This is a genomic window from Bacillus cereus group sp. N21 (assembly GCF_016483395.1).
GTDB classification, from domain to species: Bacteria; Bacillota; Bacilli; order Bacillales; family Bacillaceae_G; genus Bacillus_A; species Bacillus_A pseudomycoides.
Genome location: NZ_JAEHBX010000017.1, coordinates 82,611 through 100,686, shown reverse-complemented (window position 1 = coordinate 100,686; position 18,076 = coordinate 82,611). Strand labels below are relative to the sequence as shown.

Sequence of the window (18,076 nt, the reverse complement as noted above, 5' to 3'; positions counted from 1 at the left end):
TGGAGCCATTGGCATCAATTAAACAATCGATTGGATATTCGCACGCATCATTTCTATCAGCTATACGATGTAGATCAGCCGAAAGAGGCCTTACAGATCGAGCGATTAGACGTATTTGAAAGTGAAAAGAAAAAGCTAACAAAATTGTTTGCATAAAGAAAAAAGTAGCTGTACCTGTTTTGTTTTCCACGGAAGATAGAATAGGTCGCCTTACATAAGGGCACTACGGAACTTCTATATCGTTGTATCCTCTTTGTTGAACGAGAGGAACTGTTTTTGTGAGGACAGAGACAGGAGAATCCCCCACCTCAAGCTCTTGTAGAGGTAGGTGGGGGTAGTTCAATCGTTAGTTGGTTCCAATCCCCTCGAGATCTATTCGAATATTCACAACCATTCAAGGTAAAAAGACATGCACACAGTACACCTATCATAATACCTTTTTTACAACTCACGCTAAACCACCCTTAATCGTAAAAACTAGGCAAAGTATTCATTCGTTACCAAACCTCAAGTATAAATAGCATCATTCATATTTTTAAATATTACATGAATTCACTTAGAACAAAATATGCAATTATGCATACTGATTTTATTAATCATAATATTATGATTAAATTATTTAACGTAGTAAGAATTCAGGGGTGAATAGAAATGAAATTCAAAGTTAAAAAAAATCCTATACATGTATTTATCTTTATATTAGTGACCATTATTTTGTGTACACAAATTTCCCTTCAAAGTGATGATCATATCTATTTTAGTTGTATTATGCTATTGAATCTCTTCAACTTTTTCTCTCTTTATAGATCTACTTATGAAATAACTAATCATTCACTTGTCGTTAAGTACTTTTTTACAAATACTGAAATTCCCTTTGAAAATATACGTCACATAAAATATTATGGAAAACAATTAGATTCGGAAAAATGGACCAGACAACGATTAGAAATTATGTATGGACTATTTGATACTTTAACGGTTTGTGTGCCAAAAGAAGAAGAAAAATTTATCAGTTTATTAAAAGACAAATGTCCCAACCTAAAAGTAATTGACAAACCTACCAATTAATCATATTAGCAAGTTTGTCTATCATATGAATTGTCAAACTTGCTAATTTTCTTCTTTCCCGTTAATCAGAATCACTTGACTTATTATACGTTCAGTTTCCTGACCATAAAGTGAAAAGCAGTTGAGTTTTTCTTCATCTCCCACTGAGTATTATCCCTCACCAATCCGACTTTTACGGACAGTTAATCCCCAGCCTAACTTCTTTGCTTTCGCCGAATTTTGAGATGAAGGTTTTACTGCCCGCAAATAGCAGGATAAATGAAACTCCCTCTTATTTCTTATCTATCTGTTTCTCAAGATAACATTGCTGCTTCCTCTCTATTCAATCCGCTCCATATAAGTGCAATCTATACCCCCACACAAAATATTTTTTTATTTTTATAGACAAATTCAAAAATAGTTTGTTATAATCCGAACAAAAGATAAATATGTTTACTTTTTAATCTGACGTTATTCATCTGAAAATATAATATACATCCACAAAAAATAGAGATTTTATTATGACAATCATCATATTTTGTACTTCGCACTGCTATAGGAATCATTACTGATAAAACTTGTATTCTCTTTGCTAAGGTATGTATCAAACTATATTTACTGGAGGGATAAAGATGAAAAAAGCGCTTTACATCAACATTGGTGGAGAAGGACATGTAAATCCAACACTTGGATTAGTAAATGATTTAGTAAAACGAGGAGAACATATCACCTATTATTCATCCAATCATTTTGAAGAAAAAATCAAAAAAGCCGGTGCCCAGTTCCGTCCCGTTGATCAAAAGGCACACAGAAAGCTTGCAGAAAGTATGGGTCTTATGGCTTCCCAGCCTCAAGAATATTTATTGCAATTTCTAAATGCAATGGAAATGATCACCGACTCCACCCTAGAAGAAATTTCCAACGAAACGTATGATTATATTATATACGATGCACAGTCTTTACCTGGAAAATGGATTGCCCACCAAAACAAATTATTATCTATTGCAACTTGGACCACTTTTGCATATTCACAAGATCCAAAAATAAATATGTCCCTGACAGGAATAGATGATATGGAACAAAAACAAGAGCGTTTGACCATGCTAAAAGCATTTTTACAATTAGAAGAAATCGCCAAACGCAAACAATATTTAGAAAACAAATACGAACTTCCATTATCTTACAACTTCTTACTTTGTCCTGGTTCAGGAGATTTAAATATCGCCTTCACTTCTTCCTATTTCCAAAGGAATAGCAGCGCTTTTAAGAATAACTATATTTTTGTCGGACCTTCCATTACTAAAAATGAAACTGCAAACGATTTTCCAATGAATCTATTAAAAGACACACATGTGATTTACATTTCTATGGGAACGATAATGAACAACCAGCCAGACTTCTATCAAAAGTGCTTTACCGCTTTAAAAGATTTAAAGGTTAAAGTGGTGCTTAGTATAGGCAAACAATTAAAAGCAGAGCAGCTAAAGAATATACCCGATAATTTTATTGTTCGTAACTATGTTCCTCAATTAGATGTACTTCGCCAAACTGATGTCTTTATTAGCCATTGTGGAATGAATAGCACCAGTGAATCACTTTATTTTGAAGTACCCTTAGTTATGCTTCCTATCATAAATGATCAACATACGATTGCTGAACGAGTGAAAGAACTTGGTGCAGGAGCTATGTTAAATATTCAACAACTATCGGCGGAGGATATCAAAGAAGCTGTTAGTGAAGTGTTAAGGAATCCTATTTATAAGAACAATACGAAAAAAATTAGTCAATCATTTCGTAACGCGGGCGGTTATTCTAGGGCTGCTAATAAGATTTTCAAATTTACTCGTTCATGAAAATCATTAAAGATCCATGATTTCACTAACATAGATCTTTTTTCATAGCCCATAAGCATTATCTTGTAGCTCCAATTACCGGATTTACTTTTAATCTAAACTCTTTTCCTTCTCTCAATAAATTTAAGTGTAACAAATCCTACGATGAAAGATAAAAAAACGAAGAATAATTGTATGTAGTCAACATCAAAGAAGTGATTAGCAGATACTACTGGAGTTATTGTTGCAACGCTCGTCCAATCCCGTGAATCCTGCATGTAAAAGTATGTGAATATAGTTCTTGGTAACAATTGTAATACGATAAATGTAATCAGCACCGCTAGTGTAGAAATGGCGTATTTCATTCTCCTCACCTGCCTTTCATTTCAAATATTTTACCATGAAAAAAGAGCCAAGATTCTAAAATTAGAACCTGGCTCTCTCTCCATTATGAATTAAAATTATTCTTTCGGCGCAATCATTTTCTTCGGATCTACAATTTCATCAAACTGTTCTTCCGTTAATAATCCTGATTGTAATGCTGCTTCTTTTAACGTTAATCCCTCTTTATGAGCATGTTTAGCAATTTTCGCTGCATTTTCATAGCCAATATGTGGATTTAATGCTGTAACAAGCATTAAAGAACGATTTACATTTTGATTAATCACTTCTTTATTTGCTTCGATACCAACCGCACATTTATCATTGAACGAAACTGTTGCATCAGCTAATAAACGAGCAGATTGTAAGAAGTTATATGCAATTACTGGCTTAAATACGTTTAACTCAAAGTTACCTTGGCTCGCCGCAAATCCAATTGTTGCGTCATTTCCCATAACTTGCGCTGCAACCATTGTTAATGCTTCACTTTGCGTTGGATTTACTTTACCTGGCATAATAGAGCTTCCTGGCTCATTCGCAGGAATAATAATTTCACCGAGACCACTACGTGGACCGCTCGCAAGCCAACGTACATCATTAGCAATCTTCATTAAATCAGCTGCTAATGCTTTTAATGCACCATGTGCAAACACAACTTCATCATGACTCGTTAATGCATGAAACTTATTCGGTGCAGACACGAATTGTTTTCCTGTAAACTGACTAATTTCCTCTGCGACCATCTCACCAAATTTAGGATGAGCATTAATTCCTGTTCCAACTGCAGTACCACCAATCGCAAGTTCTTTCATATATGTATTGCTATCCGCAATCATACGCTCTGTTTTTTCAAGCATACGATGCCAACCGCTAATTTCCTGTCCTAGCGTTAAAGGCGTTGCATCTTGCAGATGCGTACGACCAATTTTAATAATATTTTGAAACTCATTTACTTTTTTCTCTAATGTTACTTTTAATTTTGTAATTGCCGGTAACACTTGGTTTTCCACCGCAATCACACATGCAACGTGAAGTGCTGTCGGAAATGTATCATTTGAACTTTGAGACATGTTTACATCATCATTTGGATGAATATGTACATCAAGCCCTTTTCCCTTTAAAATTTGATTCCCCCGGTTTGCGATTACCTCATTCACATTCATATTTGATTGTGTACCGCTACCTGTTTGCCATACAACAAGCGGGAAATGTTCATTCCATTTTCCTGCTTGGATTTCATCCGCTGCTTCTACAATCGCCTGCGCTTTTTCTTCTGATAACTTCCCTAGTTTCTGGTTACTAATCGCAGCACTTTTCTTTAAAATTGCAAATGCTTGTACAATTTCAATCGGCATATGCTCCGTTCCAATCGGAAAGTTTTCTTTACTGCGTTGTGTTTGCGCTGCCCATAATTTATCAGCTGGAACTTTCATTTCTCCTAATGTATCTCTTTCAATTCTGTACTCCATGTTTTCATCCCCTTGAAAATATAATAGCTACGCTTTTATTGTAACAGACTTCCCTTATAATGATAAGGATTCTCACTCTCGTTTATTCATAATTCTATATTTAAAAAATTATGTTTCAGATGAATCGGGAGATAAAAACCAACCAGAAACGCCAATCGCAATTAATACGATATAAAAAATAGCTTTCCACGTAACCGATTGGGGAAAATCCTTATTAATTATTCCAACCATAGGATGTGCTAGCGTTGAAATAATAAGTTTCACACCGACCCACCCAACAATCATAAAAGCTGCCGTTTCAAGACCTGGTCTTTCACGCAATATCTTCACGAAATAAGTAGCTGCAAATCGCATAATAATTAAACCAATCATTCCACCAGTTAAAATAACGAAAAATCTCCCTGCGTCAAGGCCACCTATCATTCCTTTATTCAAGGGTGTAATTGTCAGTGTAAGGGCCACTGCTGCTAAAATCGAATCAATCGCAAATGCAGTATCTGTAACCTCTACTTTCAGAACTGTTAGCCAAAAACCACTTTTCTTTTTTGGAGTATTTTCTTCAATCTTTTTTTCGTGATCTCCGTACTTTTCTCTTTGCCACTTCTTTTTTCGATATACTTTAACCAAACTTCTAGCAGAGAGAAACAATAAATAAATTGCACCAATCGCTTGCATCTGCCATACATTCACAAGAAATGAAATTAAAAATAATGACCCAAATCGAAATATGAATGCTCCGAATAATCCATAAAATAAAGCCTTTTTTCTATCATCTTCAGGTAAATGTTTAACCATAATAGCAAGTACAAGAGCATTATCTGCAGATAAAACTCCTTCTAATGCAATAAGAATTAATATAACTCCCCCATACTCCAGCAGTAATGATTCAGTCATATTTCTCCTCCTGTTTTTGATACTATATATTTTGCTTTTTGATAAGGGAAATATACTAATCTCATTAGAAACTGAACAACCCGTAAGTTCTAATCGAACTTACGGGTTAACTTCGTACTATACGATGAAGAATTGTCATCTTCTATAGAAATTAAAAATCTCTAATACACCAATGGAAGGGATGATTTTATATTATGACACTTGCTTCCCTTTTTCAGCATCATCAACATACCAAATGAATTTCCCTGTATATCCGTATATAACTGCCAATGCTAATGATACAAAGCTCATCCACATGAATGGAATGTATGATAATGTTGCGACCCCTAATATACCAGCCATGTAAATCCCATTATCAGACCATGGAACCATACCTGAAGTTAGCGTTCCACCCACTTCTGAGTTACGAGCCAATATACGACGATCGAGCTTTAATTTATCATAGCTGTCTTGCATAATTTTTGGAGTTAAAATAAGTGATACGTACATTGCGCAGCCGAATACGTTTGCCAGGAAAGCGACGATTAATGTGGACAGTGTTACATTTCCTGCAGAGTTTAGTTTCTTCTCAAATTTTGATACGATTACTTTTAAAACACCGAGTTTTTCAAGTAACCCTCCGAAACCTAATCCAAAAATAATAACTGCTACTGAACCAAGCATACCATTGATTCCACCGCGATTTAGCAACTTATCAATGAAGTCCACACCTGATTCAATAGAAAAACCGTTATATGCTGTTCCAATTGCCTCTCCAAAGTGCATACCTTGGAACAGAGTTGCCCAAACTGCACCGAGAAGCGCTCCCATTGCAATTGTTGGCATTGATGGTTTTTTCATTGCTAATAGTGCGATGACAATAACTGCTGGTACAAGCATCCATATTTTAATATCAAATTGCTTTAATAAAGCTTCTTTTAAAAATTCCACTTTGTTTAAATCAACATTATCTCCACCATACATCCATCCGGCAACTGTAAACATAATACCGGTAATAATATATGCTGGTACATCTAATACAAGCATAGCTCGAACATGTGCAATAACATCTACTTTTGCCATTGAAGCAGCAAGTACCGTACTATCAGAAAGCGGAGATAACTTGTCTCCAAAGTATGCCCCTGAAAGTACTGCTCCAGCAACTAGTGGAAGCGGTAAACCAAGACCTTCACCGATTGCCATCATGGCAATACCAGCTGTACCAACTGTTCCCCATGATGTACCTGTTGCAATGGAAGTAATTGAGCAAATAATTAAGGTTGCTAATAAAAATACACTCGGATGAATAAATTCTAATCCGTAGTAGATCAATGTCGGTACAACACCGCCAGCAATCCATGTCCCAATTAATGCTCCTACAGCAACTAAGATGAGAACAGCTTCTAATCCGTTGGAAATTCCTTTTGTAATTGCATCTTGCAATTCTTGATAACGAAACCCTAACCTTAGTCCAAGCGCAATTACTAAAAACCATGAAATAAATAGCGCTAGTTGAATCGGCAAATTAAAGATCGTTTGAAAGGAAAAGACAACAGCAAGAAATAGTAATAAAAGAATAATGATTTCTGGAATTGATGGTAATCTTACACTTTTCATTTGCTTCTCTCCTTTTACAAGTCGATAACATGATGTATGTCGCCTAATATGTACTTTTGTATATAATGCACAAAGACAAACTATAATTTTCATATTATTCCGATTTGTTTTTTTAGTATAATAAATATACACCTTTTCTATTGTAAAAGTAGAGCGGACATTTCGCAATGAAAATTATAAAAAATATTGTATTTTTATTTATCATTTTAACCGAGAAGACCCCCTCCTCTAAACGAAGTGAAGGTGGGGGTAGTTCAATACTTACCAAAAAGCCTTATTAAAAAGAAAGTCTAAAAAATAGATTTTAAAATAGAAATCATATGTACAACAATTATTCCATTTTCTAACATTGTTATTTTAGAATTATGTACATCGAAAAATAATATATATGAATAAACAGAAATATCCGCGCTATATTATTTGCCATTCTTAAAAATTCATCCGCAATCAAAATACCCACTAAAATCTAATTTGCTCAGCAGGTTTAACATGAGCGAACCATTGTCCAATTACTTGGTTATGATGATCGATAATTTGGGATGCAGATAAGATTGTGGAGTCGTATGTACTATGTCCATCTTCTACAAGAGTAAGATCATATCCAAGACTATAAGCACGTCTACATGTTGCATCCACACAAATCTCAGATTGAATTCCTGTCACTACAATTTGTGTTATATTTCTTTCGTCTAGCTCCTGTTGCAGATTCGTTCTATGAAATGAATCTGGGTGATTTTTCTTAAGAACAATATCCTCTGCTAATGGAGCTATAGATTTATGAATCCCCCAACCTAAAGTCTTTGGTTCAAGTGGTGAACCAGCTTTCCCATTATACTTCATATAAAAAATAGGTGCTTGAGCAGATCGAGCTTTTGAAATTAACAACTGAATATTTTCTAACAATTCCTTTCCTTTATATAAAGGTTGCTTCTCTTGAAAAGAACCTGTTTGTACATCAATAATGAGTAATGCTGCACAATCTCTTCTCATAAAAAATACCTCCAAAACATTTCTTTCTAATACAATTTCTAAACATGTTCACTTAAAAAACTCCCGTTTTTAAGTGTGTCCAAAATATATGATTCGATTACTCATCATTACGAAATGAAATTAGCATTTGAAGGATAGCGTTGCATTTCATATCTGAGTTTTTAATAAGAAATGATCCCCATACATAAACCGATCCCCTTCTTAAGAATCTCTAATTTTCTATAAGACAAGCAAAAAACATTCATCCCTAATACTTAGGGATGAATGTTTTTTTACGACTATCAAGATTTCTTGATAGTCGTAAAGCTATAAAAATCCAAATAACTTGGATAATGAATGACGTAATATAAACTAATGTACAAAGTCTTTCTTTTTAAAATCATACAAACTTAATACGAGAAAAAGTGCAAAGTGTACAAACGAGATGCCTACTCCTAAAAGCACACCATCATGATTCAAAATTTTCTCATGAAACTTTGTATAACCAAAGATGAAATATGGAATAACAGATAACGCTTCTGTATACATGGATTTCTAACTAAATTACTCTATTTCTATTCTGCATTTAAAATTATGACTCTTCCAAATACCATTGAGCTAATGATTACCTCAATCCATTACTGCCGCAAAGCGTCATATACATACGGGTCTTTTGGTTTTTCAATTTTTTCAACTTTACTTACTTTCACAAGCGGAAACAATGTTCCTTTATATGTTGTTTCATCTAGTAATCCCGTTATTTTGACCCATGTCTCTTCTGGGAACTGTTTGATTTCCTCACCAGATACAATCATTCCCCATACTGAAGCGTCTGCAATACAACATGTAATACCATACCTGGCAACTACTGTTTTATCTCCTTTTACTTCTTTATCGTTATAAATAAAACCTGTAATTGTAATTTGTTTCCCTTTAAATCCAAGAACATCTTTTCCGATTATATTCATTGTTTGAATATAGTTTTTATCATCTATTTGTATTTCCTTCTGGTTCATTATCGTTTTCTCTAACTGTTCTGGTGACTGTTCTGATGTAGGTAGATTTTGAATTGGCTCTTCTTCTTGATCAACTAATAATTCTTTCCAATCAGAACTAATCTGTTTCGTTTGTGGTACTTTCTGCTCTACACTTTTTGCCTGTGCACTCTGATTCATTCCCCTGTTCGCTGCGAGACTACCATTAATTGTTACGTTGGAAAATAAAAACGCACTTACAATCGGAATAACAAACAGTGCATATAGAAGAACAATCTTCATTCTTGATTTTGGTAGTACATGATGCTCACAACAATGACAGTCCTTTTCTTTTTCTTCTCCATTTTTCCATACTTGTAAGCACCCTAGAAGCAGAAATACAGCAAAAGCCACATATGTAAACTTCGTCATTTTGGGAGCAATAAAGTGATCAATATTTCCTGTTACAAGCAGTTTAAATAACAGCATCGCTAAACCGATTAAAATAATGCCGCGGATATAACGATGAAATACTTTTCGTTCTTGATTACTCATTTTTCTCCCCCCTAATCACATTACCAACTGAACAACAACATACACAGACATAATTACACTCCCAATCAAAAAGAATACAAATTTATTTTTGAAATAAGCAAATAACATAAACGTATTTTTAAAATCAAGCATTGGACCGAATACAAGAAATGCTAACAATGCTTTGATTGAAAATATATGTCCAAAAGATGCAGCAATAAAAGCGTCTGCAGCAGAGCAAAGAGATAACACGTAACCAAATCCCATCATCACTAATGGTGAAAACATCTCACTATGTGCTATTACATCAAGCGCATTCCGATCTAAAAACGTTTGAAATATACTTGCCAAACAAGCGCCCATCAATAAATATTTTCCCGTATCAAAAAACTCATCAACTGTATGACTGGCAACATCTTTCCAGCTCTTTTGGTTATTTTCATGTGCCGAGATAGTGGTGTCTTTTAAAACATTTTTCCCACGATAGCAATAATACACAGCAATTCCAATTAGAAGGGCAACAAGAACTGTTATTCCAAAACGAGCATATATAACAGCGGTATTTGTTTGAAATGCATAAAATGTTGATAAAAATACAATCGGATTCATAATTGGAGCACTTACTAAAATGACAATACCGATATGAAGAGGTAACCCTTTTTGAATGAGCCTTCTAACGATAGGTATGATGACACATTCACACATCGGAAATATAATGCCTACAAAGACAGCTGGAATCATCGCTACAATAGGAGATTTAGGTAATACCTTTTGAATCATATCTTCCGTAACAAACACTTGAATAATAGATGAGACGATAACACCTAATAAAATAAACGGTACTGCTTCAAAAAAAATACTTAAGAAAATTGTATTCACATTCAGCCATTCTTTCGGAATACTCTTATGTAAATTTGCTAAGTTTGTGAAATCTACAAAAAATAATAAAAAAAGAAAAATAGCAATGAGAAGTGTACCAATTAACTCCTTTGATATTCTATTAAAAACCAAATTCCTCGCCTCCACTTTATTCATATTTAAACATATGCTTGTCCTCTTTTTCTATGACAATTCCCAAACATTTTTCACATTTCATTTCTATTCACAAATCGTAATCATTATGATTTATTCTTGCATTTCTTTTTAAAGTCATTTATCATAAAACGTAATGATTACGATTTAAGGAGAGGAATATACAATGAAAAAAGTACCCATTACCGTATTAAGTGGTTTTTTAGGTTCTGGAAAACAACATTATTGAATCATATTTTGACAAATAGAGAAGGCTTAAAAGTAGCTGTCATTGTAAATGATATGAGCGAAGTAAATATTGACGCCGCACTTGTGAAACAAGGAGGCTTTTCTCGTACAGAAGAAAAATTAGTAGAAATTCAAAATGGCTGTATCTGTTGCACACTTCGAGAAGATTTAATCATTGAAGTAAACCGTCTTGTAGAGGCAGGGGATATTGACTATATTGTGATTGAATCTTCCGGCATTAGTGAACCTATCCCTGTTGCACAAACATTTACGTATATAGATGAGGCACTAGGAATTGATTTAACGAACAAATGTCGCCTTGATACAATGGTTACTGTAGTCGATGCCAATCGATTTTGGGATGATTTTGCAGCTGGTGAAAGCTTATTAGATCGAAAGCAAGCAATTGATGAAAGCGATACACGAGAAGTTATCGATCTACTAATTGATCAGATAGAATTTGCAAATGTTATTCTTTTGAACAAAGTGGATTTACTAGAAAAAGAAGATATTCTCGAACTCCATCTTCTATTACAAAAATTAAATCCTAGTGCAAAAATCATTGAATCTTCATTTAGTGCAGTACCACTAAATGAAATTTTAAATACAAATTTATTTAACTATGATGAAGCAAGTCAATCAGCTGGCTGGATTCAGGAGTTAAATAGCGAACACCATACACCAGAAACAGAAGAATACGGCATTAGTTCCTTTGTTTATCGCCGTAAACGTCCATTTCATCCTGTTCGACTTATGAATTGGTTAAAAAAATGGCCTTTGGATGTTGTAAGAGCGAAAGGTTTTTTCTGGCTTGCATCTCGTAATCACATGATGGGGCTTCTATCTCAAGCTGGCTCTTCCATTATCATCCAAGGAGCTGGTGAATGGATTGCAGCATTACCAGAAGCTGAGCAGCAGCAAATACTTATAGAAGAGCCAGAAATACTAAAAAATTGGGATGAGCAATACGGAGATCGCATAACAGAGCTAGTCTTTATTGGAGTTGAAATGAATCAATATGATATTGAACGCTCTTTAGATACATGCTTATTAACCGATGAAGAAATGAGACAGGATTGGGATGATTTTGTTGATCCAATCCCTCCTTTTACCGTGGCATCCTAATGCAAAGTAGAAAAACAAGATGGTTTCCCTAAAAGGTTACCATCTTGTTTTCGTTTGTTCTTTAGAGTTACTAGGCTTATTTATTACATTAGCCCATATAACAAGTACAATTGTACTTATAACAACAAAAATCCCATACCCAATCCCTGCAGCATCACCAATTGATTTTAGTCCAAATGGTAACAGAGCGGTAGTGATTCCTATTACGTAAGAAAAAATCCCAGATATTTTTGCAAGTTTCTCTTTATCCCCCACGAAAGTCTCTTCTTGATATCCTGCAATGAGAAATAATCGCTTTTTTATATGAATTTGGTATCCCATAATAATGATTAACATGCCTACAAGAAAGCTGATTATAAATCCACCGATCATCAAATCCCTCCTTTACAATATTTTACCATAATTATAACTATTACATGTCTATCTTTAATATTAAAAAATTCTGTTTATTTTTAATATTACTCGTGATATATTACATATTGTATTCAATATTTTAATTAAATTCAGAAAGGAGGACCCAGCTATGGATTCAGGAAGATTGAAAGGCATTATTATGGTCATTACAGGTGCTAGTTTATGGGGATTATCCGGGACCGCTGCACAACAACTGTTTCAACAAGAAAATGTTTCTACAGAATGGTTAGTTACAATTCGATTACTTATATCCGGAATTATTTTGCTCTTATTCTCCTCATTTGGCAGTAAAAAATCAGAAGTACTTGGCATTTGGAAGCAAAAAGCCGAGGCAAACAAAATAATTCTGTTTGGATTGTTAGGTATGCTTGCTGTACAATATACCTATTTTGCTTCTATTCAGGAAGGAAATGCTGCAGTCGCAACATTGTTACAATATTTAGCACCAATATTTATAACTGTTTACCTTATCTTTAAATGGAATATTCGTCCTACTAAAATCGATTTTATTTCTATCGTACTATCTTTAATCGGGACCTTTTTCTTGCTAACGAATGGATCCATTGATAATTTAGCTGTTTCAACACCAGCTATCGTTTGGGGCATTTTATCCGGTTTATCACTAGCATTCTATAGCCTTTATTCAAAGGAATTATTAGAGAAATGGTCTTCATCTGTCATTGTTGGATGGGGGATGATTATTGGAGGAGTTGGTGTAACCGTCTTACATTTTCTCTCCACGAACGAGTTTATCTTATTATCTGGCATGAAATATTTTCATCCTAACAATCTTTTTCTCATTACATTCGTTGTTATTTTCGGCACACTCATCGCATTTTATTTATATTTAGACAGCATACGATATCTTACACCGAAAGAAACTACATTATTTGGTTGTACAGAACCACTTGCAGCTATCATTTCTTCTATTCTCATTTTGCATGTTCCGTTTCAATCATTTCAATTTTTAGGCGCTCTTTGTATTATTGTAATGGTACTTGTACTAAGCCAAAAGCCAGATGAAGGAAAACCGAAACTACGACTTGCCGTTACGAAAAAACAAAACATAAAATGAAAGGAACTGTTCGATCATGCCTATTCCTCAAAACTATCGAAAGCAAGAAAGAGTATCTGCTAAATCCCTCGTTTTAAACCAACTACAAGATTGGATTATTGAAGGTGTTTTACAACCTGATGAAAAGATTAATGATGGAGAGCTAGCTGAAGCTTTAGGTGTGAGCAGAACACCGGTTAGAGAAGCACTGCAAGTGTTAGAACTTTCAGGACTGGTCGAGATGGTTCCAGGACAAAAAACAAAAATCGCCCCTATAAAATTAGAAGATGTATCTGTCATTTATGAAACGATCGCTGGTCTTCATACCATTATTGGAAAACAAGCAATTCATCAAATAAACGACACCGACCTGATAAGACTTTCTGAAATAAACGAGGCATTTCAAAATGCTATAGATGAAAAAAATTCAAAACAAGCATTAAACTTAGATATACAATTTCATAATACAATCGTATCAATCGCTAAAAATACATATATCGAGCCTTTCTTAGCAAACATACAACTTCATGTGTTACGTCTTGAATACCTTTTTTTCCAAAACTTCATTCCTGCACGTAAATCGATTGAAGAGCACAATTTAATAATTGAGGCATTAAAAAACCAGGATGCAGCACAAATAGAACAAATCATGTCTCAAAACTGGTTACGACCAATGAAAGAAATCCAAAAAATAATCTCTATGAAATAATGAAAAGAGCCGTTTACGTGTTCTCTCAACGCAAACGGCTCTTCCTTTACAATTCTATATAACTATGCGCGAATCTCGGCATATTTCTCAATGTCCCTATACTCTTTTTCTAGTTCCTCTAAAGAGAGCTCGTATAATTGTCGATCGAGAATTTTAAACACACCCGCCCCAATTAACTGATCAATTAACTGCCTCTTACGATTTTCAACAGCAAAACGGAGTTGACTACTCATCTTTTAAAAACTCCTTTCTACAATCATTGAAAATGATAATCTCTATCAATTACCACTTTGATTATAAAAGATGATATTTTAGAAGTAAAGTAATATCATGAAATATTCACCTTACAAACTGTTTGTGGCCACATTATATATATGTATGTTTCCTAAGATGGTTTATGACACTTTTTATCATCTTTTTTCTTTCATACTTTGCAAAGTGGTTCTTTATGTTTTTTCTCCAATTTTAAAAGCAAACAAACTTAAAACAAGAGATACCGCGTGTCACTTAGCATATGCCCAGCATCTGATAAAAGTGCTAAACTATTCGTTACAAATCCGCCAATGACTTCAGCAATCATTAATGCTTTTTTATTTTGTGAATGACCATGATGATGTGAATGTCCCATGTGAATTTCCTAAAAAAATAATTCCTGCATTCTATTATGTGACAGACCTTACCAATTTATCCAAGTCTATTCACTTATATCCCTAGCCACGATCCACCCCTTACTTATACCCCTTTCGTTATTCCTACTACCATTTCCTTTTTTCTCAACAAAAAATAAGACTACTTCTTTTTCTTTCTCATATTGTTTAATACTGTTAAGAAATGAAAAGGAGGATATAAAATTGAAGCGATTATTCCTTTGTATGGAACGTGAACTTCTTGTCGTGGAAGAAAGAAATGAAGAATTTCAAGTTCAATATCACTTACAAAATATGCAACCTACTTGTATTGCGGTTGACCCATTTCAACCAAATCGTATATATTGCGGAACATTTGGTCGGGGATTATGGTTAAGCGATGATCGAGGTGATTCTTGGAGACCAATTGGAGATTCTTACTACTATTTTGACTTTCCTAAAGAAGATGGCATTTTACATTCTGCTATTACTTCTATCGCTATCAATCCCTTAAAACAAGTTAATGGCTATGGGATTGTTTATGTAGGAACAGAACCTAGCGCTTTGTTCTATTCCGAAAACGGTGGTGAAACATGGAAAGAGTGTAAAAGTATGAAATTATTACTTTCTTCATATACATGGGCATTTCCACCACGTCCATTTACACATCATATTCGTTGGATTACAGTTGATCCAAATAAGCAAGATACGATCCATGTATCAATTGAAGCCGGAGCTGTTATTCAAAGTAAAGATAATGGACAAAATTGGGAGGATAAAAAATTCGGCGCTCCTATCGATGCTCACCAACTACTTATGCACCCTCAGGCTCCTAATCGCCTGTATGCATCATGTGGCGACGGATTTATAGGCGGACCTGACCGTGCATATCTTGAAAGTTATAATAGCGGGCACAGTTGGACTTCTTGTAGCGAAGGTTTAGAACATCACTATTTATATAGTATGGCTATCGATCCTGGTGATTGTGATACGATACTTGTCTCTGCTGCACCAAGTGCTGACCTAGCTCACCATCGTATACCTTATGAATCTTATATTTATCGAAAAACAAAAAACACTCCTTTCCAAAAAATGCAGCACGGGCTACCGTCAGCAATCGGAACTGTCATCTCTATGCTTGCAACAAATCCTGCCGAACCTCATACATTTTATACTTTAAATAATAATGGTGTATTTCAATCTTTAGATAGCGGGCAAACTTGGGAGCAATTAAGCATTCCTTGGAAAGAAGAATATAAAACACAGCACCCTCACGCTTTATTAGTTACAACTTCTTAATAAAAGAAAAAGGACTGCTTATTTATCAATACAGTCCTTTCCTTTTTTATTTCTTTAAATCAATTACGATATCATCTAAAACAATATCTTTACTTTTTGCTTCTTTTTTAGGTACTTCAATCTTCTTCTCTTTTCCACCACTCATTTCTACCCCGCCATGGTTTTCAGGAGTATGAACTCGCAAATTAATCCGGGGAGTAATAATTAGTTTCGTTGCATTTTCATGTAGCTTTTGAAATGTATCACTCCAATGAATATTATAGAAATCCTTACCTGATCCACCATTTCCTTCTCCAGAATAATGATTACCTAAATCATCTTTAACTTCCAACTCAACATCTACAGCATCCCATTCCTTCCTTGTATTTTTAGAAACTTCTTGATTGTAATAAAGAATAAACGTTATCGGTGACACTGCCACCTTTTCCATATTTACTTTTACGCCTTCTTTTTCGGAACTTCCACTAATTATTTTTTCTTTACTATCCATTGCCTTTACAGTAAGAGCAAAATTCCAATTCCCTTTTATTTCTTTCTTTTTATCCGGTATTTCTATTTTGTCTATATTCCATCTAAGGTTTATTTTGTCTTTTTTATTACTGCTATGATGTGTCGTTGTCGCCATACCTACATACTTTTTATCTGCAACTTTAGAAATTTGAGAACTTCCTGTTCCTCCATCAGACCCCATTATATCTAACCCACCTAATATAATTGGGTCATCTCCTAAATCTTGCTCACTTTCCATTGAATATGTTATTGATACAGTTCGTCCATCAGAAATCACATCATTGATTGTTATTTTAATCCCATTACTTTCCCTCACCATATTTAACTCAGTAGAAAATTCTTTATAATTTTCATAAAGTCCCGTTCTACCATTATCTAAAAATCGAAAAATATTACCTACAATCGGAAGCCCTCCTGCATAAGTAGGAAATCCAATTCCAAGTGTTGCAACTGACAACCCTACTAAAATAGATGCAACAGCGACACCCTTTTTCCAGTTCTTCGTTTTTTTCTTTATATATATAGCCTGTTTTAAGTTACGTTTCACTTTTTCCTTTTCAAATTCATAAGCCTTCATTTCCTCTAATTCTTTTTCATCTATATCAATGTCATTTAACAGCTCGTAAATGTCTTTCATATTACACTACCTCCTAAACTAAGATTCGTAGCATTTTTTTGTAATTTCTTTTTCCCTCGATAAATCCGATTATCTATCGCCGCTCGCGTTAAACCGAGCTTTTCTCCTATTTCCTCCGTCTTTAACCCTAGAAGAAATTTCATGATAAAAATCTTTTGATCTATAGGCTCTAATTGATTAATTAACTTTATCAGTTCATCCCTATCTTCCATTATAATCAGTTCATCTTCTATCGATTTTCCTGTATTTACATCAAAATCATCTGAGGTAACCTCAACTTCCTTAATGGATTTTCTGTAGTAATCAATTGCTTTAAACTTAGCAACCGCTGCAATCCATTTCTTAAAATCTTCCGGCTCTCCATGAAACTTGTTTGCATTATTCCAAACTGAAAGAAAAATATCATTGATACATTCGTCTATAAGTCCATCATTTTTAAGCGGAATAAGAACCTTATGTACGATTGCTTTTATTAATGACAAATAAGTATCGACAATAAACTCTAACGCATCTTCTTTTTGTCGCTGCAGCCTTTTTATAAAATTTTTCTCATTTGATTTCATTTCGCAATTCCCCTTATTTTTTTGTAAAAGCTTTTACACCTTATATAACGTACAGGAAAATTTTTTCTCTCATATTTATAATCATTTTTTCATTTTCACAGAGTAAATGTGTTTCCACATATACAATAAACCTTCGATACACTAGAAATATACTGATGGTTTGCTTGCATTTGATTATTTAAA

General features: G+C 34.2%; 16 protein-coding genes and 2 pseudogenes. 6 read left to right on the top strand and 12 right to left on the bottom strand.

Annotated elements, in window-relative coordinates; translation table 11 throughout:
- The first annotated feature begins 651 nt into the window (after nt 1-651).
- Both JDS96_RS12495 and JDS96_RS12490 read left to right on the top strand, forming a co-directional pair.
- A complete protein-coding gene (locus JDS96_RS12495; RefSeq protein ID WP_018764371.1) occupies nt 652-1,068 on the top strand; it encodes a PH domain-containing protein in 417 nt (138 codons plus the stop codon).
- Nucleotides 1,069-1,679: 611 nt separating this feature from the next.
- Entirely contained in the window at nt 1,680-2,900 is a 1,221-nt protein-coding gene (locus JDS96_RS12490) for a macrolide family glycosyltransferase (RefSeq protein WP_199667019.1), read from the top strand.
- 95 nt (nt 2,901-2,995) lie between these two features.
- Here the strand turns inward: JDS96_RS12490 and JDS96_RS12485 are convergent, their stop codons facing one another.
- The 7 genes from JDS96_RS12485 to JDS96_RS12455 form a co-directional block, all read right to left on the bottom strand.
- Nucleotides 2,996-3,244, bottom strand: coding sequence for a hypothetical protein (locus tag JDS96_RS12485; RefSeq protein ID WP_199667018.1), 249 nt, complete (start codon nt 3,242-3,244; stop codon nt 2,996-2,998).
- Between the two features lie 96 nt (nt 3,245-3,340).
- The gene (gene fumC / locus JDS96_RS12480; protein ID WP_199667017.1) at nt 3,341-4,729 is read right to left on the bottom strand and encodes a class II fumarate hydratase; all 1,389 of its coding nucleotides are present in this window, start codon (nt 4,727-4,729) and stop codon (nt 3,341-3,343) included.
- Nucleotides 4,730-4,837: 108 nt separating this feature from the next.
- Nucleotides 4,838-5,623: a TerC family protein gene (locus JDS96_RS12475; protein WP_199667016.1), complete on the bottom strand. Its 786-nt coding sequence runs from the start codon at nt 5,621-5,623 to the stop codon at nt 4,838-4,840.
- A 192-nt stretch (nt 5,624-5,815) separates the two neighbouring features.
- Complete coding sequence (nhaC, locus tag JDS96_RS12470; RefSeq protein WP_003196614.1) at nt 5,816-7,219, bottom strand: Na+/H+ antiporter NhaC; 1,404 nt, start codon at nt 7,217-7,219, stop codon at nt 5,816-5,818.
- A gap of 459 nt (nt 7,220-7,678) precedes the next feature.
- The gene (locus JDS96_RS12465) at nt 7,679-8,209 is read right to left on the bottom strand and encodes a cysteine hydrolase family protein (RefSeq protein ID WP_199667015.1); all 531 of its coding nucleotides are present in this window, start codon (nt 8,207-8,209) and stop codon (nt 7,679-7,681) included.
- A gap of 617 nt (nt 8,210-8,826) precedes the next feature.
- The gene (locus JDS96_RS12460) at nt 8,827-9,717 is read right to left on the bottom strand and encodes a TIGR03943 family putative permease subunit (RefSeq protein ID WP_199667014.1); all 891 of its coding nucleotides are present in this window, start codon (nt 9,715-9,717) and stop codon (nt 8,827-8,829) included.
- Nucleotides 9,718-9,732: 15 nt separating this feature from the next.
- Complete coding sequence (locus JDS96_RS12455) at nt 9,733-10,707, bottom strand: permease (RefSeq protein WP_033796029.1); 975 nt, start codon at nt 10,705-10,707, stop codon at nt 9,733-9,735.
- A 187-nt stretch (nt 10,708-10,894) separates the two neighbouring features.
- On the opposite strand from JDS96_RS12455, the pseudogene JDS96_RS12450 reads away from it, so the two are divergent.
- A pseudogene (locus JDS96_RS12450) lies at nt 10,895-12,081 on the top strand (GTP-binding protein).
- A gap of 36 nt (nt 12,082-12,117) precedes the next feature.
- Here the strand turns inward: JDS96_RS12450 and JDS96_RS12445 are convergent.
- Nucleotides 12,118-12,453 carry a DUF3784 domain-containing protein gene (locus JDS96_RS12445; protein WP_199667013.1) on the bottom strand — a complete coding sequence of 112 codons (336 nt, stop codon included), beginning with the start codon at nt 12,451-12,453 and terminating at the stop codon, nt 12,118-12,120.
- A 151-nt stretch (nt 12,454-12,604) separates the two neighbouring features.
- Here JDS96_RS12445 and JDS96_RS12440 point away from each other — a divergent pair, with 151 nt between their 5' ends.
- Nucleotides 12,605-13,570 carry a DMT family transporter gene (locus JDS96_RS12440; RefSeq protein ID WP_199667012.1) on the top strand — a complete coding sequence of 322 codons (966 nt, stop codon included), beginning with the start codon at nt 12,605-12,607 and terminating at the stop codon, nt 13,568-13,570.
- A 16-nt stretch (nt 13,571-13,586) separates the two neighbouring features.
- Nucleotides 13,587-14,258: a GntR family transcriptional regulator gene (locus tag JDS96_RS12435; protein WP_016114294.1), complete on the top strand. Its 672-nt coding sequence runs from the start codon at nt 13,587-13,589 to the stop codon at nt 14,256-14,258.
- Nucleotides 14,259-14,320: 62 nt separating this feature from the next.
- Here the strand turns inward: JDS96_RS12435 and fbpA are convergent, their stop codons facing one another.
- Entirely contained in the window at nt 14,321-14,491 is a 171-nt protein-coding gene (gene fbpA / locus JDS96_RS12430) for a Fur-regulated basic protein FbpA (protein WP_003196601.1), read from the bottom strand.
- A gap of 216 nt (nt 14,492-14,707) precedes the next feature.
- Nucleotides 14,708-14,886: pseudogene (locus JDS96_RS12425) on the bottom strand (cation efflux transmembrane domain-containing protein); the annotation flags it as partial.
- 223 nt (nt 14,887-15,109) lie between these two features.
- Between JDS96_RS12425 and JDS96_RS12420 the strand changes: the two are divergent.
- On the top strand, nt 15,110-16,183 hold the full coding sequence (locus JDS96_RS12420; protein WP_199667011.1) for a WD40/YVTN/BNR-like repeat-containing protein: 1,074 nt from the start codon (nt 15,110-15,112) through the stop codon (nt 16,181-16,183).
- Between the two features lie 46 nt (nt 16,184-16,229).
- Here the strand turns inward: JDS96_RS12420 and JDS96_RS12415 are convergent, their stop codons facing one another.
- Nucleotides 16,230-17,330, bottom strand: a complete 1,101-nt coding sequence (locus tag JDS96_RS12415; protein ID WP_199667010.1) for a DUF4179 domain-containing protein — start codon at nt 17,328-17,330, stop codon at nt 16,230-16,232.
- Nucleotides 17,327-17,893 (bottom strand): sigma-70 family RNA polymerase sigma factor, encoded by a 567-nt coding sequence (locus JDS96_RS12410; protein ID WP_003196592.1) that lies wholly within the window; start codon nt 17,891-17,893, stop codon nt 17,327-17,329. The genes JDS96_RS12415 and JDS96_RS12410 overlap by 4 nt, the downstream gene beginning before the upstream one ends.
- Between the last annotated feature and the right edge of the window lie 183 nt (nt 17,894-18,076).